Origin of the sequence: Dyadobacter psychrotolerans (assembly GCF_004349265.1) — a bacterium.
Taxonomy (GTDB): Bacteria; Bacteroidota; Bacteroidia; order Cytophagales; family Spirosomataceae; genus Dyadobacter; species Dyadobacter psychrotolerans.
In genome coordinates this window covers 231,951-257,836 of record NZ_SMFL01000005.1, presented here as the reverse complement: position 1 = coordinate 257,836, position 25,886 = coordinate 231,951, and the positions used below count along the sequence as shown (strand labels likewise).

At 42.2% G+C, this 25,886-nt stretch carries 21 protein-coding genes; 15 read left to right on the top strand and 6 right to left on the bottom strand.

The features are described from left to right. The first annotated feature begins 1 nt into the window (after position 1). Together E0F88_RS15435 and E0F88_RS15430 are read left to right on the top strand one after the other, a co-directional pair. On the top strand, positions 2-1,696 hold the full coding sequence (locus E0F88_RS15435) for a RagB/SusD family nutrient uptake outer membrane protein (RefSeq protein WP_131959472.1): 1,695 nt from the start codon (positions 2-4) through the stop codon (positions 1,694-1,696). 193 nt (positions 1,697-1,889) lie between these two features. After that, positions 1,890-2,522, top strand: coding sequence for a hypothetical protein (locus tag E0F88_RS15430; RefSeq protein WP_131959169.1), 633 nt, complete (start codon positions 1,890-1,892; stop codon positions 2,520-2,522). Positions 2,523-2,670: 148 nt separating this feature from the next. On the opposite strand, the gene E0F88_RS15425 is transcribed toward E0F88_RS15430, so the two are convergent. The 4 genes from E0F88_RS15425 to E0F88_RS15415 form a co-directional block, all read right to left on the bottom strand. Beyond that, a complete protein-coding gene (locus E0F88_RS15425) occupies positions 2,671-4,773 on the bottom strand; it encodes a DUF3857 domain-containing transglutaminase family protein (RefSeq protein ID WP_131959168.1) in 2,103 nt (700 codons plus the stop codon). Positions 4,774-5,496: 723 nt separating this feature from the next. After that, positions 5,497-5,667 carry a hypothetical protein gene (locus E0F88_RS33710; RefSeq protein ID WP_165940075.1) on the bottom strand — a complete coding sequence of 57 codons (171 nt, stop codon included), beginning with the start codon at positions 5,665-5,667 and terminating at the stop codon, positions 5,497-5,499. 175 nt (positions 5,668-5,842) lie between these two features. Further along, the gene (locus E0F88_RS15420) at positions 5,843-6,421 is read right to left on the bottom strand and encodes an O-methyltransferase (protein WP_131959167.1); all 579 of its coding nucleotides are present in this window, start codon (positions 6,419-6,421) and stop codon (positions 5,843-5,845) included. Between the two features lie 37 nt (positions 6,422-6,458). Next, positions 6,459-7,490: a LacI family DNA-binding transcriptional regulator gene (locus tag E0F88_RS15415; RefSeq protein WP_131959166.1), complete on the bottom strand. Its 1,032-nt coding sequence runs from the start codon at positions 7,488-7,490 to the stop codon at positions 6,459-6,461. Between the two features lie 127 nt (positions 7,491-7,617). On the opposite strand from E0F88_RS15415, the gene iolB reads away from it, so the two are divergent. The 8 genes from iolB (at position 7,618) to iolE (ending at position 17,975) form a co-directional block, all read left to right on the top strand. After that, on the top strand, positions 7,618-8,481 hold the full coding sequence (gene iolB, locus E0F88_RS15410) for a 5-deoxy-glucuronate isomerase (protein WP_131959165.1): 864 nt from the start codon (positions 7,618-7,620) through the stop codon (positions 8,479-8,481). Between the two features lie 144 nt (positions 8,482-8,625). After that, entirely contained in the window at positions 8,626-9,636 is a 1,011-nt protein-coding gene (iolC, locus tag E0F88_RS15405; RefSeq protein ID WP_131959164.1) for a 5-dehydro-2-deoxygluconokinase, read from the top strand. Between the two features lie 84 nt (positions 9,637-9,720). After that, complete coding sequence (locus tag E0F88_RS15400) at positions 9,721-11,187, top strand: CoA-acylating methylmalonate-semialdehyde dehydrogenase (RefSeq protein WP_131959163.1); 1,467 nt, start codon at positions 9,721-9,723, stop codon at positions 11,185-11,187. Between the two features lie 66 nt (positions 11,188-11,253). Further along, positions 11,254-12,282: an inositol 2-dehydrogenase gene (gene iolG / locus E0F88_RS15395; protein WP_131959162.1), complete on the top strand. Its 1,029-nt coding sequence runs from the start codon at positions 11,254-11,256 to the stop codon at positions 12,280-12,282. A gap of 111 nt (positions 12,283-12,393) precedes the next feature. After that, positions 12,394-14,007, top strand: coding sequence for a sodium:solute symporter family transporter (locus E0F88_RS15390; RefSeq protein ID WP_131959161.1), 1,614 nt, complete (start codon positions 12,394-12,396; stop codon positions 14,005-14,007). A gap of 81 nt (positions 14,008-14,088) precedes the next feature. Further along, a complete protein-coding gene (locus E0F88_RS15385; RefSeq protein ID WP_131959160.1) occupies positions 14,089-15,030 on the top strand; it encodes a class II fructose-bisphosphate aldolase in 942 nt (313 codons plus the stop codon). A gap of 22 nt (positions 15,031-15,052) precedes the next feature. Further along, positions 15,053-16,918, top strand: coding sequence for a 3D-(3,5/4)-trihydroxycyclohexane-1,2-dione acylhydrolase (decyclizing) (gene iolD, locus E0F88_RS15380; protein ID WP_131959159.1), 1,866 nt, complete (start codon positions 15,053-15,055; stop codon positions 16,916-16,918). A gap of 154 nt (positions 16,919-17,072) precedes the next feature. After that, complete coding sequence (gene iolE / locus E0F88_RS15375) at positions 17,073-17,975, top strand: myo-inosose-2 dehydratase (RefSeq protein ID WP_131959158.1); 903 nt, start codon at positions 17,073-17,075, stop codon at positions 17,973-17,975. 87 nt (positions 17,976-18,062) lie between these two features. Here the strand turns inward: iolE and E0F88_RS15370 are convergent, their stop codons facing one another. Then, the gene (locus E0F88_RS15370; RefSeq protein ID WP_131959157.1) at positions 18,063-18,347 is read right to left on the bottom strand and encodes a hypothetical protein; all 285 of its coding nucleotides are present in this window, start codon (positions 18,345-18,347) and stop codon (positions 18,063-18,065) included. A gap of 418 nt (positions 18,348-18,765) precedes the next feature. Here E0F88_RS15370 and E0F88_RS15365 point away from each other — a divergent pair, with 418 nt between their 5' ends. The 4 genes from E0F88_RS15365 to E0F88_RS15350 all read left to right on the top strand — a co-directional run bounded on the left by E0F88_RS15365 (position 18,766) and on the right by E0F88_RS15350 (position 23,827). Then, positions 18,766-20,217 carry a S41 family peptidase gene (locus tag E0F88_RS15365; protein ID WP_131959156.1) on the top strand — a complete coding sequence of 484 codons (1,452 nt, stop codon included), beginning with the start codon at positions 18,766-18,768 and terminating at the stop codon, positions 20,215-20,217. A gap of 278 nt (positions 20,218-20,495) precedes the next feature. After that, complete coding sequence (locus tag E0F88_RS15360) at positions 20,496-22,484, top strand: T9SS type B sorting domain-containing protein (RefSeq protein ID WP_131959155.1); 1,989 nt, start codon at positions 20,496-20,498, stop codon at positions 22,482-22,484. A gap of 141 nt (positions 22,485-22,625) precedes the next feature. Then, positions 22,626-23,264, top strand: a complete 639-nt coding sequence (locus E0F88_RS15355) for a carbonic anhydrase (protein WP_131959154.1) — start codon at positions 22,626-22,628, stop codon at positions 23,262-23,264. Between the two features lie 20 nt (positions 23,265-23,284). Then, the gene (locus tag E0F88_RS15350) at positions 23,285-23,827 is read left to right on the top strand and encodes a cysteine hydrolase family protein (RefSeq protein ID WP_131959153.1); all 543 of its coding nucleotides are present in this window, start codon (positions 23,285-23,287) and stop codon (positions 23,825-23,827) included. A 59-nt stretch (positions 23,828-23,886) separates the two neighbouring features. Here E0F88_RS15350 and E0F88_RS15345 read toward each other — a convergent pair whose 3' ends face one another. After that, a complete protein-coding gene (locus E0F88_RS15345) occupies positions 23,887-24,870 on the bottom strand; it encodes an acyl-ACP desaturase (protein ID WP_131959152.1) in 984 nt (327 codons plus the stop codon). A 143-nt stretch (positions 24,871-25,013) separates the two neighbouring features. On the opposite strand from E0F88_RS15345, the gene E0F88_RS15340 reads away from it, so the two are divergent. Then, positions 25,014-25,751 (top strand): lysophospholipid acyltransferase family protein, encoded by a 738-nt coding sequence (locus tag E0F88_RS15340; protein ID WP_131959151.1) that lies wholly within the window; start codon positions 25,014-25,016, stop codon positions 25,749-25,751. Positions 25,752-25,886: the final 135 nt, after the last annotated feature.

The window sequence follows — 25,886 nt, the reverse complement described above, 5'->3', positions numbered from 1 at the left end:
GATGAAAAACAAATTATCTCTCATATTTACCATTGCAGGAATTTTATTCCTGAGTAATGCCTGTACAGATCTGAAGGAAAAAGTACTCGACGAAAGTTTAAGTGCGAAACTCACAGATGAAGATGAAGCCAACGGTCTGCTTGCTCCTGTTTATGCTTTATTGCCAAACTTATTTCAGCATACGACCTATTTTGCCTTGCAGGAAATCTCAACAGATGAAGCGATTTTGCCTTACCGCGGAGGTACAGACTGGGGGGATAATGGAATTTACCTGGCTTTGCACGCGCACAATACCACCAGCACAGACCCTAACGTCGCGAGTACATGGAATACCCTTGTGCAGTCAATTTCCAGATCTATTACAGCAATCACAAGCTTTAAAAACTCTACAAACCCAAGTGCAGCGTTGTATCTTGCCGAAGCCAGAGGGATGAGAGCTTACTACAATCTGATCGCGCTTGACATGTTTGGAATTGCGTTTTTGAAAGAGGATGCAGGTACTACATCGCAGATCATAAGAGGTGATGAAGCGGTGAAGTACATCGAAAGTGAGCTTTTGGCTGTTGAGCCATTGGTACAATCCAAAGCTACTGTTGGGCCGGGCAGAATAAATCAGGCAGCTGTCTGGGGACTTTTGGCGCGCCTTTATCTGAATGCACCGGTATACCGCAACATCTACGGCGCAACGTTTGATTTCAGCGCTGCTGAAATGGATAAAGTTATACAGTACAGCGACAAGGTAATCGCATCAGGTCAGGCTAAGCTTTCTGCTGATTATTTTGCGATTTTTGGAAATAATAACCACACCAACGAAGAACTGATTTTTGCAGTAGACCAGCGGCCAGAACTGAACGGTCACAACCGTATGGCATACTTTTCAATCTCTGGTGACCAGTTCCCCTTGGCAGCATTTCCGGCGGCGAACGGAACCGACGGGCCGGGTATTACTTCTGATTTCTATCAGTCGTGGGTGCAGGCTTACGGAGCGGTGGATCCTAAACGTGATCCGAGGTTCTATCAGGAAAATATGTCTATCTATTCCAACAAGGCCGATACCTGTATCACCGATGCCAGCTACAAAATAAACCGTGGAATTCTGCGCGGCCAGCAATATGGTGCACTTCGTGTGAACGGTGCTTTCGTAAGATGCCCTGATGGAAAGCTAAAAGTTGGAAAACTTGGCTACGTTACCAGAAACAAAGCCGATTTGATGGTTGATTTTACGGAAAAGATCGATTTTACAACGGCAGGAAGTAACTATAATTCAGGTTACCGTGTTGAAAAATACGAATTCAGCAGTTCTTCGAACACAGGTCGTAACAGAGGTGAAGCGGACATTGTAATACTTCGTCTTGCTGATATTTATATGATGCGCGCAGAAGCAAAACTTCGTAAAAGCAATGATGCAGCTGGTGCGCTTGCGGATGTAAACCTGGTGAGAGCTTCCCGTACAGTTACCCTGCCCCCTCCTGCGCTGACATCCATGTCCCTGGATTTATTGTTCCGTGAAAGAGGATTTGAATTTTACTGGGAAATGCTTCGCAGAACAGACATGATCCGTTTTGGAAAATACGAAGGTAAATGGACAGAAAAAACCAACGCTGACGTAAAGAAAAGGATCTTCCCGATTCCGCAAACTGCAATCGACGGAGCCTCTAACCTACCGGGTTATATGAAGCAAAATGACAGTTATTGAGTTTAAGATTAGTTGAGAAAGAAATCCTGCCGGCTGTTGCCGGTGGGATTTCTTGTTTTAAAGAATTAGTGAAATTAAACCAAAGCTTCAGCTAACTGTCATCAAATCTAACTATATGTATTAAATTTACTTATATATAAAATTTTATTTTAATATTATATCTGGAAACATAAGACAAGATCGACTATATCACATGAGATGCACTGTACAAATTAAGAAAATACTTATTTCGGCGCTTTTGCTATTTACAGCGAGCGCATTTGCTCAGGAATCGGCTGGTGAAAAGGCTGCCAGAAACATAGGATTGTTACTCGCACCCTGGCATGAGCGACTCCCGCCGCACAAATCATACGTTAGAGATAACTCAAACATTAAACCGGAAAATTTTCGATTTCGGGATGCACCTGGCAGAAGTTTAAATGACCGGCTGTCAGTCGGTGTGGGTGCGAAAACCCCTGATTGTAAGCCATCCTGGGCAATGTTTAAATTCAGAGTTAACGGCAAAGGGTTGGTCGACAGCACCTGGTCCGACGGCAATCTTCCAAAAGAAGTATCAAATCGGTTCGTGGACAATATTCACGCTACCGATGGCAGTTGGATAGTCGCATCCGGAACCAAAGAAACAGAAGTCGCCTGGTATGTTTATTTTTATTCTGATACGCGGGGCTTGTGGGATAGGAACCTGAATTGTTCGGATTCTGACAAAGAGCTCCAAAAAACAGTTTCTTATATGACTTCATTCTTTTATAATCTATTTTATTGCTTCGGTGAGGACAAGGCCACGATGGTAAGGCCAACAGATAATAATGGCATACCCAGGAATTAGAGTAATACAAATCAGGACAGAAAAAGAGACTTTCCTAAAAGGACGGTCTCTCTTTCTGTTTTAAACAATAGGACAAATTCGTCTTCCAGCCATATTTTGCCGGTTTATTATTTCTATCATTGGCGATGAAACAAAAACTAAACCAATTTCAATCAAATCTGGAAGCCAGTTTTTGAACCAGCTTAATTGAAAAAAAGACAACAATCCCAAAGAAACCCAGCATAAAACTTAAACCAACAAAAAATCCCACTCCACCTAAAATCATCGAAGAAAGATCTTTTGAATTCTCTCCATTTCCGGCAGACGCAGGTTTTGTCAGCTCGTGATCCAGATTATCCAGTAGTTTTGCGATGTCCTTTTTATATAAGTCACTTTCTTCCGGAGTGATGTGGTCCCGCAGCGTCTTGTATTCATAGTTCAGCATCCAGGCATTTGCTTCTTTATCAAATTCTGATTTAAAACTAATCTCATAAGCTTCCCGTTTTACCTTCCATTCATCTTCATCAACGGTCCAAAAGCCAGGCATAAGTATCTTGATGGTATATAACAGATGATATGGAAATTTAAGAAACATTGGATCAGTACGAGGCTTGTTTGGCAAACTGATCACCTGATCGTACAAAAGCTTACTGAATACCGAAAAATAGTATTTCTGACGGGTGCTGTCATACTGCCAGGGATTTTTCATGGCATAACGTTCAATTAACGAAAAATTATTCGCTTCCCGCTGATCATAATATTCAAGCGAATCTGCCATTTCCCATTCCGCATGCTTATGATTGGTCCTGTAATAATCCAGGTAAGTTTCTTCCAGTTCGGAAACCTTACCTTGCTGGAACTGGGAACGAAAATCGTCAGCTTCTCCTTCAAAATATATGGTTTTTGTAACAAGCGAACCAGTTGCGTCCGCCGCAGTACTCTCCGGAACATTAAATTCCTCCTCAACAGTTAAGTAACCTGAATTTTGCAAAGGAATAGGAATAAGATCATCCTGCCCTTCCCTTAACAGCAAACCTGTACCATAAGCCGGAAAGTGTAACATTGAGGCGGTTCCTCCCTGCATCGAGTAAGTTGCATCAATAAAAATAAATGCCTTTTCTCCCTTCATTTTTTTATCTTCATCCGCCATCCGGACCCGGACGACTACATGGTTAAAATCTGCCGGCGACGGCAGGTAATCCGATACGTGCGACCTTTTGTTTGTATCCACTAACAGCGGATCACTATCAATTCCATTTGCCTTCAGTAAAGCGCATAGCAAAAAGGCTTTGTCTTTGCAATCACCATATCGCTGTCTGAAAACATCATCCGGACTCTGCGGCCGATGTGAATTTTCACCGGTTTCAATACCCAAATATCTGATTTCATCCTGTACAAATCTGCTGGCCAGCTCTATGTAGGCATTACGGTTACCATTTGCCTTCTTTTTCAATTCCTGTATTTGAAGCTTTAAAGTACCTGACAGTTCAGGTATCCGATAAAATTCTAAACCCCATTTTACAACTTCATCCCAATTTTTGTATTCTGTCAGTTGTATCCTTGGCTGATTATCAAACCACGAAGGGACATAATCCTGATACTTAATATTCTTTATGTCTTTCAGATCCCATTCATAAATAGAAGATTTGTTCTCTTTTCGGATTGTTTTTTTGGGAGGTTTATTAAATTCTTTAATGTAAAGCTTCCGGCTTTTTTCAGCAACTACCGCGTAATGTTTGTGTGCCACATAATCGTAAACACCGAAATCCAGAATGTTGGAATACTTGTTTTGAAAAACAGAGTTCCATCCCGTTATTGAATAAGCGTATTCGATTTTGTCGCCTTTCCTAATATCGTTTAACACCACTGATGCAGAGTAAGATCCATTATAAATAAATCGCTGGCGATCAGTTTCCACCGGAATTAGCTTAAAATCGGAGGCTTTCATTATTGAAATGATCTTCCCCTCACGCCAGACCAGGATTTTGTGAAAATCGATATGCTCATATGAAGGATCAAAAACAACAGAAATTTCCGAACCATTTTGAACACCCGTCTCAGAAGCGATTTGCCGTATGATATGCTGATAGGTTGTCTTTTTCTCTAAATGAACCTGAGTATCGATGAAGGAGAAATAATATCCATCCGAGAAGTCTTTGACTGACGGCGGTTTGCCGCCTGGAGTAACCGGTACAATCCAGGACGGAACGGGCTTAATGCCAACAGAAGGAGTTGCAAGAGCATCGTGAGCAAGTAAAAGATAAGCTAACACGAACTGTAAAAGTAATTTTATAAATTTTAAGGAAGGGATCAATGTAATAGTTTTAAGATAGAGGTAGAATAAATGCTTAAAACTAGAAATAAATTCAATAAGCGGAGATTAAATTACTGAAATTTAGATTTTAGATTCGATTGGTACCGACACAACCACAGGCAATGGTAGTCTTAGCAAAACATAATAACAAAACAGACAAAGCAATTATGCTCGTAAAATTTTTCATGTGATGCGATTTATTTTTTTTCTGTCTGGTGCTTAGCACCAACCACAATCCCGTTGCCCACACCTGTTTTGTCAAAACCAGATCCTTCCTGTTTTCTAAATCTAAAATAAGCTGAACTGCTTTCTCCTGATGACCTTCCGGCCAGTTTGGTTGGGAAGAATACACGCCCTTCAATCTGCCAGAGATATTAAGTGAAACGACAGTATTTTCTGTTTACCAGTATACCAATTTGGAAGGTATAAACTCACAAACAATTATTTCTTCATTCGATTCCAGGAATACTATGGTATATTTTTTCTTATATACAATGCATTTGAATCCCAACAGAGCTCTCTCTGGTTCTCTGCAAGTGCGGTAGATTTTACGCGATTCGGATAGTTTGTCCAGGAAATCATAAACCTCATCAGAAAATTTATGGGCAGTTTGCAACAATCCTTTTGATTCGATAAACCAGGCAATATCTGCGATACTATCAGCAACTGATTCGCGAATAATTACTTTTCTGAAGCCCATTCTGAAATTCGCTTACTGCTATACGCACGCGCTTCGGACACTGTAAAAGTTCTTTCCGGCTTCCATTTCAGAGCAGCTTTTTTTTGTAATAACTGAAAATCCTCCTCAGGAACAACCACATACTTTTTATTTTCAATAATTAATTCGCTCATAATCATGAAATTTATTTTGAATTTAAAAATTGTATCAGACAAATTTAATCCTTTAAATCAATAAACTGTATAACCTCATTAAGCCATTATTCCCTAACTTTCTTTCAACGAATTCCTGTAAAGTTAATTTTAATAATTTCCCTGTTGAATAGTGCTAAAACAATATATCAGGCATTTACCTCTTCACACCAACCACAATCCCCGTTGCCCAAACCTGTTTTATCAAAACCAGATCCTTCCTGTTTTCTAAATCTAAAATAAGCTGAACTGCTTTCTCCTGATGACCTTCCGGCCAGTTTGGTTGGGGAAGCATATCGTCTATGACGTACAGGCCGCCTTTGTTCAGCATTTTGATCGCCTCATCCAAAAGCAAATACTTGCCATGCCAGGTATCTGCGAAAATGTAATCGAATTTTTCGTCCTTATTTGCTTCAAACCAATCAGCGCCATCGGCTTCTAACAAAGAAAGGCGTTTGTCATTGCTTAAAAACCGCTTCGCTATTTCCAGGAATCTGGGATCGAAATCGATGGAAATCAACGTTGATTCATCGTCCATTCCGTCAAGTATCCATGATGTGGAAAGCCCCGTCCCTGTACCCAGTTCAAGAAACCTGCCACCCGGTTTTGAAGCCGCAAGTGTTCGAAGTAAAGAGCAGGTCCATACATCTGACGCCATCGTAAAACCGGATACCTTTGTAGCTTCGTCGATTTCCAAATACGATTTTGGGTAGGGCTGATTTGTTTCTTCTGTCATGGCTGCTGTATAAGTAATTAAACAATTCTCATAAAAATTAAATCCGCAAAGATGATTCCCTGATAATCAACTCTGAAGGAAGCACGATACTTTCATGGGAAAAATCCCCGGAGGCATTTAACTGACTCAAAAACAATCGGGAAGCTTCCATTCCGATCTTTCTCCCGGGACGGCTTACGGTAGTCAAGGAAGGAAAAGTATAAGCGGAAATAGGTGAATTATCAAAACCTACCAACCCGATATCCTGAGGAATGCGCAAGCCTTTGTCCTTTACCACCCGCATCGCACCAATTGCTACCTGATCGTTCACTCCAAAAATAGCATCCGGCGGCGTGTCCATTTCCAGCAGCCGTTTTGTAGGTAAAATGGCGCTTTCTACCTTAAAGTTCGTATTGATAATCAGCTCGTCGCGGACAGGCATACCGTTTTTGATCAGGCAGTCTTTGTATCCGTTGAAACGCTGTTCTGAAACGGTCAGGCCGTTGGGTCCTTTTAAATGCGCGATTTGTTTGTAACCCATGTTGATCAAATGCTCTACGGCAGCGAAAGCACCGTGGTAATCGTCAACAGTTGCCCGGCTTGTTTCAAAATCTTCGTACTCGCGGTCAATAAATATCAGGGGTGTTTTACGCTGAATAACCTGCTCCAAATGCTCGTAATAACCTGAATCATAAGTTTCCTGAGAAACAGAAAGAAAAATACCTTCTGCCCTGTTGGAAAGTAGTTTGGATAAATATTCTTTCTCTAAAATGTAGCTTTCATTGGTTACGCAAATATTCAGCGTGTATCCCATCGGCTGCAACACATTGTGAAGACCTTCGATAACGGCAGTTTCGTAATAGTTACTGATGTTTGGCACAACAACACCGAGCGTCGCAGTCTTTTTATTCAGCAGGCTCAGCGACACTTCATTTCGCTGATATCCTACCTCACGGGCATATTCCTGTATGTTTTTCCGGGTGTCTTCATTAATGGCCGGATGGTCATTTAAGGCCCTCGAAACCGTGGAAGGTGAACAACGGAAACGTTTTGCAATGTCTTTAATGGTAACCGGACGGGACGAATTCATTAGTAGGATATTAACAATTTTATTTTATAAATTTTTTCAAACGTTTGCATTGGATATAGACATATTTATATTTTGTACTTCATTAATACCACACTATTATTGTACAAATGTAATTGAAAATACCACAATGAGTGATTTACTGATCAGGCCTGCAGACGAAAAAATCTACCACCATTTAACCAGTGAAAAAGCCGGATGGACATATCTGAACTTCGAAGCGAAAATACTGGATCTGAATGAACAAATAAGCAGGCATACCGGTGAATACGAATATTGTATCGTGCTGTTGGGCGGAAACTTCAAAGTGGAAGCAAAAGGTCAGATATGGGAAACCAAAAATGGCCGTAAGGATGTTTTCAGCGGCATCGGTCATGCCATGTATCTTTCCCGTAACACTGATTTTGTGTTAACAGCCCAGTCTGAAAATACAGACATCGCTATCTGTTGGGTTGCTACTGACGAAGACCACGCTCCAAGTATGAAACGGCCGGAAGACGCAGCCATTGAATACCGCGGAGGCGACAACGCAAACCGCCAGATAAATAGTTTGCTGGAACCGGGTTATGATTGTCATAAAATTGTTTGCGTAGAAGTGTATACCCCTTCCGGAAACTGGAGTTCGTTCCCTGCCCACAAACATGACGAGCGCAAGGTGGATGCTGACGGCAAAGTATTGGAAGCAAATCTTGAAGAAATTTATTTTTACAAAATAGACAAACCGCAGGGTTACGCTATCCAGCAGGTCTACACCGATGACCGCTCACTGGATGAAATCGTTCGTGCAAAAAACAATGATGCTATTCTGATTCCAAGAGGATACCATCCGGTAGTGGCCGGGCATGGGTACAATGTTTACTATCTCAATTTTCTTGCAGGAAGCGATCAGTCACTGGCTGCTACATCCGATCCTGATCATGAATGGATTTACAATTCCTGGAAAGGTAAAGATACCAGGTTACCAATCGTTACCGCAGTAATGAATGGAGTCTGATCCCATGGAGTCTGAACGTATTTTTATACGGGCTGAATCCTAAGCATTCACCAAAAATCCAGCACTTAAAAAACTTAAAATCAAAAAAAAATTAACGTTCAGCCCGCTAAACAGCGTTCTGACCGTTTTTGGCACCAATAAAATATGAGCAAAAAATATGATCTGCTGACCCTGGGCCGCTCGTCTATCGATCTATATTCAGCGAATGTTGGAAGCCCCTTCGAGAAAATTTCATCTTTTAATGCCTTTGTCGGTGGCTGTCCGCTAAACATTGCAACGGGCGCTCAGCGGCTAGGACTGACAACGGCAATTCTGACCGGAATCGGAAACGATCAGGTCGGAAATTTTATCAAACATTTCCTGGATCAGGAAGGGATTTTAACAGAATGGGTACCGACGATTGAAGGAACCAGAAGCTCAGCGGTTGTTCTGGGCATTGAACCACCGGACAAATTTCCACTGGTTTATTATCGTGAAAATTGTGCGGATATTAACCTGAATCTGGATCATGTTACAGCCATTCCTTTTGCTGATTTTAAAGCTGCCGCTTTTTCCGGAACGGCGTTTAGTAAAGACCCGAGCCGTACCGCCATGTTTTATGCTTTGGAACTTGCTAAAAAAAACAATGTCACAGCACTTTTGGATATCGACTTCCGGGCCGACCAATGGGATGACCCGCGTTCATTTGGTGTGACCCTTCGTGCGGCTCTGAGCAGTTTCAGTATTGTAGTAGGCACCGAAGAAGAGATTCTCGCCACATACCTGACTGATAAAGAGCAGCTTTTAATTAAACATCAGCAGATCTCAGCGCCTGAAATCAGGGGAAATATAGACAATGCAATTAATGAAATTATGAAGTCAGGGGTAGAGACGCTGGTTGTAAAACGGGGCAAAGATGGTGCTTCAATTTTTCAGCCCGGAAAAGTGGAAGTGAAAGTTCCTGGCTTTCCGGTTGATGTTTTAAATGTTTTGGGAGCAGGAGATGCCTTTTGTGCAGGATTTTCTTACGGTTTATTGAATGATTGGGATCTTTATAAGAGTGTAAGAATGGGTAATGCATGCGGAGCAATTATCGTAACTAGGGAAGGATGCGCGAACTTCATGCCGACTAATTCAGAAGTGATGGCATTTGTGGAAAGCCGCGGCGGATTTTAGGTTAAAAAGACTTTCCAAGTTTCTAAAACTTGGAAACTCTCACCTACGGACTCTCAGGTTTAATATTTAAAACAAAATATTATAATGGAAAAATTAAAGAATTACATCAACGGGCAGTGGGTGGATAGTCATTCAGACCAGTTTATGAACGTGGTTAACCCGGCTACGCAGGAAGTATTGGCTCAGGTTCCCTTTGGTAACGGGCAGGATGTGGCTGATGCGTCCGCTGCCGCAGATGAAGGATTTCAGGAATGGAGAAGAACCCCGGTTTCGAAACGGGTTCAATATCTTTTTAAACTAAAAACATTGCTGGAAGACAACCTCGATGATATTGCTAAAACAATCACATTGGAATCCGGCAAGACTTTTCTGGAAGCGAAAGCCGAAATGATCCGCGCAATTGAAAACGTAGAAAATGCCTGCGGAATGCCCGCCATGATGCAGGGCGAATTTTCCGAAGACATAGCAAAAGGTATTGATGAGTATATGATTCGTCAGCCGCTGGGAGTTTGCGCATGTATTGCACCGTTCAACTTTCCGGGAATGATCACGTTCTGGTTTTTACCGTATGCTTTGGCCTGCGGAAACAGCTATATTATCAAACCTTCTGAAAAAGTACCGCTGACTATGACAAAAATCGTCGGTTTGATGCATCAGCTCGATTTTCCAAAGGGAGTTTTAAGTCTGGTACAAGGTGGCCGTGAAGTTGTTGACGCGATTCTTGAACATCCGGTTATCAAGGGAATCAGTTTTGTGGGTTCTTCCAATGTGGCAAAATATGTGTATTCCAAGGGTGCAGCAAACGGAAAACGTGTTCAGGCGCAGGGCGGAGCGAAAAATCCGGTCATCGTATTGCCGGATGCAGATATTGACATGACTACCCAGATTGTTATTGACAGCGTATATGGCTGCGCGGGACAGCGTTGTCTGGCCGCGTCTACCATTATCACAGTCGGTGATCATCAGGATATTACTGAAAGTCTGGTTGAATCTGTTAAAACACGTAAAACCGGATTTGGATTGGATAGTGAGGTACAAATGGGACCGGTTATTACCGCAGAAAGTAAAAACAGAGTTAATCACTTAATCGATAAAGGGATTCAGGAAGGCGGACGCGTGATTGTTGACGGCCGTAATGTTCAGGTTCCTGGTTTTGAACAGGGAAACTTTATTGCACCCACCATTATTGAAGATATTCCTCTGGACGGAGAACTGGCGGCAACTGAAATTTTCGGCCCCGTTTTAAGCCTTGTTCATATTGATACGATAGACGAAGCGATCCGTTTTATTAATTCCGGCAGATATGGAAATATGGCCTGCGTATTTACCAGCAGCGGTTTGAACGCACGCAAGTTCCGCCATGAAGCCGAAGCGGGAAATATCGGAATCAACATCGGTGTTGCCGCGCCTGTTGCACAATTTCCGTTTTCAGGTTGGAAGGACAGCTTTTACGGAGATTTGCACGGCCAGGGAAAACATGCCGTAGAATTTTTCACCCAAACAAAAGTAGTCATCGAACGGTGGCTGAAAGAGTGGAACAGAAAGTTCTGACGCGAAAGGGGCGTAGGTTTCTCCCTAATTCCCATCCCCATTATATATTTTAACAAACCTGAACCTATGTCAAAGAAATTAAAAACAGGTGTGATTGGTCTGGGCCGGATTGGCCAGATTCACCTCAGTAACCTGATGCACCACATGCCGGATGCGGAAGTGATCATTGCATCGGATGTAATGGAAGAGTCGCATGCTTTTGCATACAACCTTGGTGTCAAAACAGTGACGACAGATGCCTATGAAGTTATAAATCATCCGGATGTTGAGGCGATTATAATCTGCTCCCCTACTCCTTTTCATGTGCCTTATACAGTGGCCGCGGCCATACAGAAAAAGCACGTGTTCTGTGAAAAACCGCTGGACGTAACAATTGAAGCAATTCAGGCGGCTGAAAAAGCGGTAGAAGACAACGGAGTAAAACTTATGTTGGGCTTTAACCGTCGTTTCGATGCCAATTTCAGTAATGTCCGAAGCCTTGTAGAAGCAAATAAAATCGGTGATCCACATATCCTCAGAATTACCAGCCGTGACCCCGCACCGCCGCCGGTAGAATACCTTAAAATATCCGGCGGAATATTTCTTGATATGTCCATTCATGATTTTGACATGGCCCGCTATATTGTTGGCAGTGAGGTAAAAGAAGTTTTTGTAAAAGGCGATGCGCTTATTCATCCTGAAATTAAGGAGTTTGGCGATATCGATACAGCAGTAATCGTTCTCACTTTTGAAAACGGTGCCATCGGTGTGATTGACAATAGCAGAAAAGCTGTTTACGGATATGATCAGCGCCTGGAAATTTTCGGTTCAAAAGGAATGGCCAAGGCAGAAAACAATACCTCAGACACATTGGTACGTTTTGACAGCGATGGAGGACACATTTCCTTGCCGCTGCACTTTTTCCTTGAAAGATACGAAACTGCCTACCGGACTTGTCTGAAATCATTCATCGACTGTGTGTTAAACGACACACCTTCTCCTGTAAACGCACACGACGGTTTGATGGCAACGGCAATCGGAATTGCAGCTATGAAATCGCTGACGGAAGGTCGTATTGTACAAATAAATGAGATACTGGAATTGAGCCACGTTTAACGGCTCGCTTTCCTTCAAATCTAATGTATTACATTGCATACTTTTCGAATTTCAAACGTTTGCAATTTGAAAAGTACAATTAATATTCACTTTTATTATACAATATCCTAAATGTCGAACACAGGTTTACAAACACTGGATTACGTTGTCTTTTTTATCTATCTGATCGGTGTTTCAGCTTATGGCTACTGGATTTACAAAAAGAAAAAATCAAAGGAAGTAAGCTCCACGGATTACTTCCTGGCCGAAGGCTCGCTTACTTTTTGGGCAATCGGAGCTTCCATAATTGCATCCAATATCTCAGCTGAGCATTTTATCGGAATGTCCGGTTCCGGGTTTGCAATCGGTCTGGCTATTTCTTCTTACGAATGGATGGCAGCAGCTTCTCTTATCGTGGTAGCGGTATTCATCTTGCCGGTTTATCTGAAAAATAAAATTTATACCATGCCGCAGTTCTTACGGCAAAGGTATAACCCTACTGTGGCAACGATTATGGCCGTTTTCTGGCTGTTGCTTTATGTATTTGTAAACCTGACGTCGATCCTGTATCTGGGTGCTCTGGCCTTGGAAGTAACTGCCGGCCTTGATTTCACTTACGGCATTGTCGGGCTGGGAATTTTTGCGGTGATCATTACCATAGGTGGAATGAAAGTGATCGGCTACACCGATGTTGTTCAGGTGATTGTGCTTGTCCTTGGCGGCCTGGCGACAACCTATCTTGCACTCGATCTGGTTTCTCAGCATTTCAACAGACCGGGCATATTTAATGCGCTTGCTTTACTTAAAGAACAGGGAGACAGCCATTTTCACATGATTTTACCAAAAGAAAACCCTTTTTATAAAGACCTTCCGGGTTTGTCTGTGATTATCGGGGCAATGTGGATTAACAACCTTGCTTATTTTGGATGCAACCAGTATATCATACAGCGCAGTCTTGGAGCTGATCTTTCCACAGCAAGAAAAGGGATTTTGTTTGCAGCTGTTTTAAAGTTGCTGATACCGATCATCGTTGTGATTCCCGGAATTGCTGCCTTTGTTTTATACCAAAACGGGATGTTTCAGCAGGAAATGTTAGATCCTTCGGGATTGGTAAAACCGGATCATGCATATCCTGTTTTACTGAATTTGCTTCCGTCAGGATTAAAAGGAATGGCCTTTGCCGCTTTAACCGCTGCAATCGTAGCTTCGCTTGCAGGCAAGGCAAACAGTATCTCAACTATTTTCACACTTGATATTTACAAACAATACATTAACCCGAAAGCAAGTGAAGTTCAGCTGGTAAAAATCGGCAGAATAAGCATTTGGGTTGCGATGGCCATTGGAATTATCATCGCTCCACAGCTGCGCGTTTTGGAACAGGCTTACCAGTTTATTCAGGAATACAGCAGTTTTATCACACCGGGCGTGTTTGCGATTTTCATCTTTGGAATGTTTTGGAAAAGAACTACGTCTGCCGCTGCTTTAACTGCTGCCCTCCTTACGATTCCGCTTTCAACTGCCGGAAAGTTTCTTTGGCCAGAAGTCCCTTTTCTGGATCGCATGGGAATTATATTTTTGATTTTATGCGCCGTCATTATCGTCATGACATTGGCTGATTCCAGAAGTAAAAACAATCCAAAAGGTCTGGAAATTGATGGAGGCATGTTTAGTCCGGGGCGAAGTTTTGTAGTGGGGTCTATTTTTATCTGTGGTGTACTGGCAGCCTTGTATACTGTTTTCTGGTAGGAATTTCACGCAGAGTAAATGAGTTTTGCGCAGAGTGCGCTGAGAATTTGAAACGATTAATTGCTAAAAGCTGATAGCTAAATGCTAATAACAACAAAAGAACTCTTCCAAAAATGTTACGCCCGGTATGCCATTCCGGCTGTGAATGTGTTTTTTATGGAAGAAATTCATGGGCTTTTCGCAGCGGCGCAGCAGGCTAATGCACCATTTATCGTGCAGACAACACCTTTTGCAAGAGATTATGCAAATGCAGATATGCTGCTTTCTATGATAGCTTCGGCAGCCAGAATTTATCCTGATACGGTATATGCCATTCACATGGATCACGGGTATGAAGAGCACATTTTAGACGCCATCGAAAAGGGCGGATACACTTCGGTGATGATCGACGCTTCGCATGATGCTTTTGACAAAAACGTTGAAAGGACGAAACTAGTTGTGGAAAAAGCGCATGAAAAGAATATCAGCGTCGAAGCAGAACTTGGTGTTTTGGCCGGTGTGGAAGATGATTTGACCGTTGATCCAGCTCATTCGTTTTACACAAACCCTCAGGAAGTGGAGGATTTTGTAAAGGCGACCGATTGCGACAGTCTGGCTATTGCTGTTGGAACCAGTCACGGTGCTTATAAATTTTCCGGCGGACAGGGTTTGCAGCTGCACATTCTGGAAGAAATTCAGGCAAGGCTTCCCGGGTTTCCGCTTGTGCTGCACGGCGGCTCCAATGTGAGTCCCGAAGTTGTTGAACGGATTAACGCTGCGGGAGGCAAAATTAAAACGGATGCAAAAGGCGTCCAGGAAGACGAAATCAGAAAAGCAATTCCGCTGGGTATTTGCAAGATTAACATTGCAACCGATATGCGGCTGCTCTGGACGATGGTAAACCGTGAATTTTTCCGTGACAAACCACAGGAATTTGCGCCGACAACGCCTGGTAAAACTTTCATGGATGAATATAAGAAGTTCATATTAAAAAAGTTTGATCTCTTCGGATGCGCGGGCATGGCTTCGGAATTTCAAAATTGAAAAACAGCATTTAACATCAGTTATGACCAGAAGATTAACCGTAGCCCAGGCTACCATAACATTTTTAAAAAATCAGTATATTGAAAGAGACGGAATCGAACAGCCCTATTTCGGCGGTTGTTTCGGAATTTTCGGACATGGAAATGTTGCTGGCTTAGGACAAGCGTTACACGAAAATCCGGATTTCAGATATTACCAGAGCCGTAACGAGCAGTCGATGGTACATGCTGCTGTTGCTTATGCTAAAGTAAAAAACCGTCTCGGCGCGTTTGTCTGTACAACTTCCATCGGACCCGGAGCTACTAACATGATTACCGGAGCTGCTCTTGCCACAATCAACCGCTTACCGGTATTGCTGCTTCCCGGTGATATTTTTGCTTCACGTGAACCAAATCCGGTTTTACAGCAGCTGGAAAGTACAGGTACTCAGGACATTTCTGTGAACGATTGTTTCAAACCGGTATCCAAATATTGGGATAGAATTAACCGTCCTGAACAACTCATTTATTCTCTGCCGGAGGTGATGCGTGTACTTACTTCTCAGGCTGAAATGGGTGCGGTGACATTATCCATGCCTCAGGACGTACAAACACACGCCTACGATTATCCGGAAGATTTGTTTAAAAAACGTGTCTGGAAGATTGGCCGGCCAAGACCCGATGCTGACATTGTGAAAGAAGCAGCAGCATGGATTAAAAAATCTAAAAATCCGGTTATTGTAGCAGGAGGCGGAACAATTTACAGCGATGCCTGTGAAGTCCTTCATCAGTTTGCTGCTAAAACAGGAATTCCTGTTGGTGAGACATTTGCCGGAAAAGGTGCCGTTCGTTTTGATCAGCCGTACAGCATCGGTGGTCTTGGCGCAACGGGAACAAAATACGCGATTGAAATTGCCAACGAAGCGGATATTGTTATCGGAATAGGTACACGTTACAGCGATTTCACAACTGCATCTAAATCCATTTTCAAAAATCCTGATGTCAAATTTATTAATATCAACATCAGTGAGTTTGATGCGTTCAAGCATGCTGCATTGCCAGTCGTTGGAGATGCAAAGGTGGTCCTCGCAGAATTGACTGAACTGCTGGAAGACTTTGAAGTTGAGAGCACTTACCGTCAGAAAATTCGGGATATTAACAAAGCCTGGGATGATGAGGTAACTAAAATATATGAAGAAGGAAACAGCACTGTCGCTCCAATAGATCAGGCTGTTGTCATTGGTGCATTGAACAGTTTTATGGATGATCGTGATGTGATGATCAATGCATCCGGCAGCGCGCCTGGTGATCTTCATAAGTTATGGCGCGCCACAGATCCTAAAAACTTTCACCTCGAATATGGCTTCTCCTGCATGGGTTATGAAATCGCTGCCGGATTAGGTGCGAAAATGGCGGATCCAACGAGAGAAATTTATGTGATCTGCGGAGACGGCGGTTATCTGATGAACAATCATGAAATCGTTACCGCCATTCAGGAAGGTATCAGATTTACCATTTTGCTGTTGAATAACAACGGATACGCAAGCATCGGCGGACTTTCCGAAAGTATAGGCAGTGAAAGGTTCGGGACACGTTATCAATATCGTGACGAAAAATCCGGCCAATTATCAGGCGAATTCCTACCCGTTGACCTTGCAAAAAATGCAGAAAGTTTAGGTGCGATTGTCATCAAGGCAACAGATAAAAAGTCGCTGGATGAAGCCCTGGCTCAATCTAAAATCAATGATCGGACTACAGTCATTTACATTGAAACCAATTTGTACCGAACCGTAAAGGGTTATCACGCCTGGTGGGAAGTGCCGGTTGCAGAGGTATCCACTTCTCCATCCGTACAGAAGGCTTTTGAAACCTATAAAGAAAATAAAAAAGAGCAAAGGATATTTTTATGAAAGGGAGAAAGGGAGGAATGTAGAAAAGGGAGGAAGGATTTATCTCACCCTGCAAAAATAAAGCAATTTTAATGATTATATAAAAATGGAATTGGGGTGAATGACCGGAGGATCCCTTCTCCTTCGTCCCTTTCTCCGTAATCCATAAATTAAAATGAACTTCGAAAACATAAAACTGGGCGTTGCTCCTATCAACTGGACCAACGACGACATGCCCGAACTGGGTGGAGAAAATACGTTTGAACAATGTGTGAGCGAAATGGCGCTGGCCGGGTTCACGGGTTGTGAGGTAGGAAACAAATTTCCCCGTGACACGAATGTGCTGCGTAAGGCATTAGAATTACGTGGCCTCCAGATTTGTAACCAATGGAACAGCTATGAACTGACAAAAAAATCATTGGCAGACAACAAAAAGTCATTTACCGAACTTCTTGATTTCCTGGAAACAATGGGAGCAAAAGTGATCGGTGGTGGTGAAACCGGAAACAGCTGTCAGGGGCAAATGAATGTTCCGGTATTTGAAGGAAAGGGCATGCTGAACACCAACCAAGAATGGGACAGCTTCACTTTCGGATTAAATGAGCTTGGAAAAATTGCACGTGACCGGGGAATGAAACTTGCCTTTCATCATCATATGGGCACCTGCATCCAGACTGTGGCAGAAACCGACCGTTTGCTAAATGAGACTGATCCGGAAAATGTTTTTCTTAACTACGACTGCGGACATTTTTACTTTGCAGGTGAAGATCCGGTTGCTGCACTGGAAAAATACATCGGAAGAACTGCTCATGTTCACCTCAAAGACGTCCGCCCTGATGTTTTGCAGCGAGTGCACAAAGAGAAACTTAGCTTTCTGACGGCCGTTAAGCAAGGCGTTTTTACAGTTCCCGGTGACACGGAGGGATGTATTGACTTTCCTTCACTGTTTGAGGTAATCAGAGTCAGTAATTATGCCGGCTGGATTGTTCTTGAAGCAGAGCAGGACCCGGCAAAAGCCAATCCGCTGGAATATGCAATTATGGCAAGGAAGTTTTTTAACGGCCTGACAGGGATATGACTTTACGTTCAACCCGGCTAAAAAGCCGGGTTGAACGTTCATTTTAGCAAATGAACAAAACCGGGTTAACCCGCCAAATAGCATCTGTTAATTTGGACAGGGTTCAGCCAAAAATTCGTCCAGCGCTTGTTTGGCAGATCCCGTATAAAACGATGCGCAGCTTTTATAAAAATCCTTGACCACGTTTTTGTAGGCTTCGCAATTGGCCTTCGTTGGACTTTGTACGTATGTCATGGCAGCGGCGCTGACCTTATCCGAATTGGAACCGCAGTTTAGAGGATTAGGAGAGCTGTCCTTTCCTCCGCAAGATAGGACTAACATTACCGCAGTGTAAGCGGATCCCGAAATGATTGTTTTGATAAGCTTCTGCATAGCGTCTATTTTTTTTCTTGTAAAATTAGACGAGCTGATACTGTCAAAAAACCGTAATTCTACGCAAATGAGTGAACGGATACAATAATTGAGTAAACGGTAGTAACAGCTTTGAATAAGCAGAACGTCGGCCATGATTCAGGACAAAATAGAAAAGGCACATGCCTGCTTTTTGGTGTTCAGCCCGGCTTTGCCTTTCAGACCGCAGCATAAAAATTTAACCTAAACTAAAAAGGATGTTATGTGAATAAAATGGTCTGGGGCTTCCCGGACCTTTTTTTGTTTCGGGCTTTTTTAATATATCCGCCACACTTTTCAGCGATGATACGTAATGTTAAATAGTTACGTTAATAGATATCTGAAAATCATGAATGGCCTATGCACCATCAGTTTACCTAAATATAAAAACTGATTTAACATGTTACACTTTAAAAAGATCAACCTGCTAATTGTCTTTTCTATTTTAACTGTTTTCCTTAGCTGTAAAGACAAACAGGTCGACCCGGTTGATGAGACAGATTCTGCTTCATCGGCCACTTACCCTGCGGTTAATACATGGCTTTATGAAATGATGAAAGACGCCTATTTCTGGTATAGCCAGATGCCTGCCGAGGGAACACTGGATACTAAAACTGATCCGAATGACTATTTTGAAAAGTTAATCTACCAACGTTCGAGTGTCGACCGATTTTCTATGGTTACCGAAGATATTGATGCACTGGAAAACAGTTTTAATGGTATAAGTAAAATCTTTGGCATCAGTTATTCGCTTTCATATACCGACGATGCAAAATCTAACCTGGGTTTATTTCTTAATTTGGTCGTTAAAGGAAGTCCGGCTGAAACTGCCGGGTTAAAAAGAGGTGACATCATTTTGAAAGTCAATGGTACGCAGCTGACAAAAGATAATTACTCCGGTTTGCTTAGCAGCAGTGAGAGCGCAACATTTACGCTGGGAACCCTATCGGGTACTACTATCACAGCAACCACCACCAATATCAGCGTTACCAAGGCTGTTGTTAATGAAGATCCGGTTGCATTTTCAACGGTAATTGATAAGTCTGCCAGTGGAAAAAAGATAGGATATCTGGTTTATACCCAGTTTGTACCCGGAACAGACGCTGACGCAAATAAGTACGACAACGAGCTACGTCAGGTTTTTGCCAATTTTAAAACTGCCGGGATTAATGAACTCGTTCTTGACCTGCGTTTCAACTCCGGCGGATACATCAGTTCTGCAAAAACACTCGCTTCTCTGATAGGAAAAAACATATCCGCTTCCAAAGTATTTTACAAAGAACAGTGGAATGATAAGTACATGGCCTATTGGCAAAAAACAAAGGGAGCTAATGCGCTTAACTATAATTTTCTTAGCGAAGCCAATAATGTGGGCAGCAATTTAAGCCGTATTTTTGTGCTTACTTCTCAGGGAACGGCATCGGCTAGTGAATTGGTAATTAATGGTTTAAAACCTTATATGGAAGTAATCACGATTGGCGATCATACAGCTGGAAAAAATCTTTTCGGATCCCTGATACGCGATGATCAGGATCGCTGGAAATGGGGAATTTATATGATGCTGGGTCAGACCGCCAATGTAAACGGAGAATCGGATTATGGCACTGTTAACGGTATGACACCAACTTTTAAAATTGATGACACCAACATTCCCTACAAAGCTTTTGGTAACGAAAACGAAACATTATTCCGGAAGGCACTGGATGTTATGGGCGTTCCGGCAGGTACAAATGGCAGAACAGAAGCTGTAAAAAGTGTTACATCTTTATCCGCAGAGTCATTCAGAGATAATTTACAGCAGCAGGATAAACGGATGATAAAAACAGACGCTCTTCCGCTCATAAATAATTAAAACCCAAAATCTGTCTGTAAGGAGGTTGTCTTGTAGAAGTCAGCCTCCTTTACTTTTTTACGAGTCTGTCATCAATTTAACATAATTCACAAATTCTCTTGTGGGATTTTATAATGTTCGTATTGAGCAATTATCATCTGTAAAAAGATAAATTACCTCGTTGCTGACTTTTTGCTAATCTATGGCGTAATTTACGGTTTGAAGAAACGCATCTAAGGCGAAGTCAGATGCCCTGATAGCGGCAGATCATTTTTTGCTACAATTGAAAAGCTTACGTTATGAAACCAGGAATTTTACAATTTCTTCTTGCCTCCTGGCTTTCGGTGTGCTTTGCAAACGGGCAGCCGGAAAAAAACTCATACAGGCTTCACGAAGACTTTAAAATCTCAGCGCCTGAATGCGGTCCGAACCTGAGTGCGGCTAAAGCGCTTGGTACATGCAGCGCGTCAACGAATGCAGGTGATTTTGTAGAAGATGTTCTTCCGTGTGGCGCTCAGCGTAAAGTTTATCACACCAACCGCAACTGGGGACTATCCTATCCCAATATAACCGGCACGATTTCAGAAAATTATACAATCCAGTTGTACCTGAAAGTTACGGACTGGGGTACAACCTGGGCCAGGATCATCGATTTTTCAAACGGCCAGTCTGATGACGGGATTTACTTCAAAAACCGCAATGCCTCCGCTGACCGCTGTATTGATTTTTATCCTCAGGGAATTGCAGGTCCGTGTCCTTTTTTCAATAATTCAACCTATTACCTTTTGACTTTCACCAGAAACGGCCGGACGGGTATTATGGATGTATATGTAAATAATTCGCTTTTCGTATCCTACAATGATTCAGGAAAAAGGTACACTGGGAAGGCTGGCACTCCAATTTACATATTCAGAGACGATGCTGCGGTTTCCTGTGAATCCGGTGAAGCAAACTTTGCATACTTGTCTTTCAGCAATGCCTTCACTTCACCAAAAGATGTGGAAAATGATTTTAACAACATTTGTTATAATGCAAATATCAACTCATCTGCCGAATTTCTGATTGATCCGAATCCAAGCTGCGGTTACCCTAAAAATATTACTATTGACTATACTGGCTCATTACCGGCATCATCAACAGGTTATTCCTTTGAATGGGACTGGAATGGCGGTACTGTTGTATCAGGTACCGGTCGGGGGCCCTATGTGGTAAACTGGAACACGCCCGGCGAGAAAAATGTAACACTTACAATCACCAATACTGTTTGCGGAAATAAAATCAATAATACAAAAAAGGCAGTTATCAGCAGTTTGGATCTTACAGCTTCAGTAAAAGATGCAACCTGTACAGACAGCCTGGCCACCATAACCCTGACAGCCGTAGAAGGCGCTGCCCCGTTTCAGTATTCGATTGATTCGGTAAATTATCAAAGTAATGCTCAATTTAGGGTTAAACCGGCATCCTATCGTATATATATCAAGGATGCAAATAATTGCTCATCGGTCAAAGAAGTGAAAATTGCACCGGTAGAATCCATTTTTGTTCAAACAATCGGAGATACTACGATTTGCAAAGGACAGCAGATACCACTTCCAACAAAGAGCAATGCGGTTTCTTTTAGCTGGCTGCCGGTTAATGGTCTGGATAATGCCGCGTTACAAAATCCAACAGCATCTCCGGAGTCAACCGCACAATTTATTGTGGAAGCAAAAAAAGATGACTGTGTAACAACAGATACAGTAACGATATTTGTTGTACCTGATATTGAAGTCAATGTTACACCGGATACAGATATAGAACCGGAGATACCTTTTCAGCTCAGCGCATCTTCTCCAACTCTCGCCGGACAGCCCGGAGTCAGTTATAGCTGGTTGCCGCCATCAGGATTAAATAATCCAAAGATTTCAAACCCGCTCGCAACACTTTTATCCAGCCAGACATACAATGTTACCGTCACTTCGGCAGAAGGATGTGTGGGAAGTGCACAGGTAACACTCAACGTCGTCCCGCCTGCATGGATTTATGTGCCGACTGCTTTTACTCCCGATGGTGACGGAAAAAACGAAGTTCTTTATCTGAATACAAAAGCAATTACGAATTTGTCCTATTTCAAAATTTACAATCGCTGGGGACAAGTGGTGTTTTTTACGAATCAACCGGATATCGGGTGGGACGGCAGATATAAGGGCGCGGAGCCGGTCAGCGGAACATATACCTATCAGCTTGAAGGCATTACGGATCGTGGAGTAAAAATTAAAAAGGAGGGAAATATAATGCTGATCAGGTAGAGAATTCTTACTTAATATTATCTATAGTTACCAAAAGCTTCTGTTAAGATACTTGCGGGCGCTGAATTTTGGATTAATTTTGAATTTCGATAACTCACATCTTTTCTAAATCTTTAAACTTACAACGTCAACCAAATAATCATGAAAATTGAAAGCGTATTTGCAAATAATGAAAAATGGATCGCTCAAAAATTAGAAACTGACGAGCACTATTTTGAAAATCTGGCATCCGGACAAAAGCCTGAATTTCTATACATTGGCTGTTCGGACAGTCGTGTAACAGCCGAGGATTTGATGGGAATCCAGCCTGGTGAAGCCTTTATTCACAGAAACATTGCCAATCTTGTCAACAATGTGGATTTAAACGTGATGACAGTTTTAAATTATGCAGTCCGGCATTTAAAAGTAAATCACATAGTTGTTTGCGGACACTATAACTGCGGAGGTGTCAAAGCCGCCATGCAGCCAGCCGATTTAGGTATTCTTAACCCTTGGCTGAGAAATATTCGGGATGTTTACCGGATACATAAGGACGAATTAAATGCAATAAGTGATGAAAGCAAACGCTATGACAGACTCGTAGAACTTAACGTTTTAGAGCAATGCACCAACCTTATTAAAACGGCGGCAGTGCAGGAGGCGTACAGAGAAAGAGGTTTGATCGTACACGGATGGGTATTTGATATCCGCACGGGAAAACTGATTGATCTGGAAATTGGTTTTGAATCAATCCTTAAAAATATCCTGGAAATCTATAACCTTTATCCTGAAACAGAATAATTTAACCCGTCGGTAATATTATGAAGGCACTACTCATTATCGACATGCAGAAGGGATCATTTACGGAAGAAACCCCGAGACACCAGAAGGATCTTGTAATAGAGAGGATTAACAATCTCTCGGACTTATTCCGTTCATTGCAATACCCGGTGGTCATTATTCAGCATGACGGGACAAAGGAAGATTGTTTCATTCCCGGTACGGACGAGTGGCAGCTATTGGATGAAATTGTTACGAAACCGGAAGATATTTTCATTTCAAAAACCGCCAATGATTCATTTTATCAAACTGAACTGGATCAGCTGCTAAAAGCGAAGGGGATTAATCAAATTACGATTACCGGCTCTGCTACGGATTTTTGTGTGGAAGCAACTATACAGTCAGCATTGGTGAAAGATTATGATCTGGCTGTGATTGGAGATGGACACACAACTGCGGACAGAACTCACTTAAAGGCTGAATTACTCGTTGAACATTACAACTGGGTGTGGGGAAATTTGTCACCTACTCAGGGAAGTATCAAAGTATTAAGCTTTGATGAATATTCGAAAACATTGGTATAAAATAAGTCAGGACTAATTCCCGGTTTAGGATCAGTCCTGACTTATTACTTTATTTTAATTTACTTAATCCAGCTGAATTCGTATTGCAGTTCAGGAATTCTTGTACGATCCGCAATGCGTTTTAAACGTCCGGGAAGAGCCATCAGATAGTCACGTGCTTTTTCCGCTTTTTCATTAAGATCCCGAACAGAACCTATTTCCCATTCAAGCAGCAGCGCTTCCAGAATTTCGATATAGTCGTTGGTCGTATAAACGCCTAAACGTTGCGCTGCATCAGAAAAATGTGCAAAGGTGTCTCCCATTTTCACACCGGTTTCCCGTAAAAAATGTGCAGGCATCACAATCTTTTTCCTCATCATGTCATCCAGTGCAAGCATCAGCTCAGACGGGTCAACTGCAAGAATTCTGCTAACGAAGGCCTTATATGCCTTTGCGTGGCGCATTTCATCGGAAGCAATAACGCCGCAAATTTTAGACAAATGCGGATTTCCGAATTTCTTGGCTAAAGTGGCAGTACGGCGGTGAGAAACGTTTGTCGCCAGCTCCTGGAAAGAAGTATAAATGAAGTTACGGTAAGGATCTCGGTCAGTTCCGATATCAAAACCATCGGCAATAAGAAACTGCGTGGAAACTTCCATGGCCCGCATATTTACACGACCGGACAGGTATAGATATTTATTCAAAAGATCTCCGTGACGGTTTTCTTCCGCCGTCCAGGCACGCACCCAACGCGACCAGCCGGAGGGATTATCAACCTGATCCACCCCGATTACATCCATTAACCAGGATTCATATGTAGGTAAAGCCTCTTCTGTTATTGTATCTCCGATCAATACCGCTATGTAATCATAGGGTAAATCACGGCAGCTTTCCTGCAATAGTTTTACTTCACTGAAAAAATTATCTTTGCTGGAATCCGGCAAAAAATCAGTAGGCTGCCAGTTTTCCTCAATTGGCTTCAGATATTCAGACATCAGCGCGTCCAAATCCTTTCCTACATGTTGCATGACTTCTAGTCTTTCTGCTGAAAGTGCGGTTTCCATTGTTAATCCGATTTTAAACTCTAACTACTAATTTCACAAAGTACGGGAATTTAATGTAAGTTTTGCATGATAATTCTCATTTCCTGGTCCACAAATTTTACTAAACCCAACTCTTTTAAACTATTTTTGCAGAAAAAACAGGAATGAAAAAAATCATCGACTATATCCTCAGTGTTGTTTATCTGATACATTTCGGCCTAACGCTGCTTGTTTTTCATGTAATTCAGATCATTGCATTTCATGTTTTTGGCAAAAAAGTACACAAGGTTTCAGTCGACTGGTTAAACTTCTTTCTCACCTACGGTTTATATCTCACGGGTGCTAGAATTACACTGAATAAACAGTCTGAAATTCCGGAAGATCGCCCCATAATTTTTGTCGCCAATCATCAAAGTACATTTGATATTCCTGCAATTATCTGGTTTTTAAGAAAGTATCATCCCCGCTTTGTTTCCAAAATAGAATTAGCAAAAGGAGTGCCAAGCATTTCCTATAATCTTCGAAAAAGCGGCGCAGCTTTAATTAACAGAAAAGACGGTAAACAGGCTATTGTCGAAATCGCACGATTAGGTAAACTGATTCAAGATGAGAAAAGCTCAGCTATTATATTTCCGGAAGGAACCCGTACTGCGACCGGCATTATGAAACCGTTTGTTGCAGGTGGTGTAGCTACCTTATTAAAAAGAGCGCCGGATGCAATAATCATTCCGGTGGCAATAAACGGCACAGGAAGTTTTAACCCCAAAGGAATATTTCCCCTGAAATCATTTTCTAAACTTTCCTGGACAACACTTCCCGGCATTGAACCAGCCGGAAAAAAAGTAGAAGATATTCTGGCGGAGGCACAGTCAGCAATTCAAAATATACTTGATCAAAAGTAATTTTATCCTGACAATTTTAAAACCGCATTCACTTAACAAACCATTAACATTTTACGAAAAAATATAATTTTATTTCCAAAAACCTGATAATCAGAAGCTAACTCGTTTTTTAATTATATCCCTCAACTCTCTGTC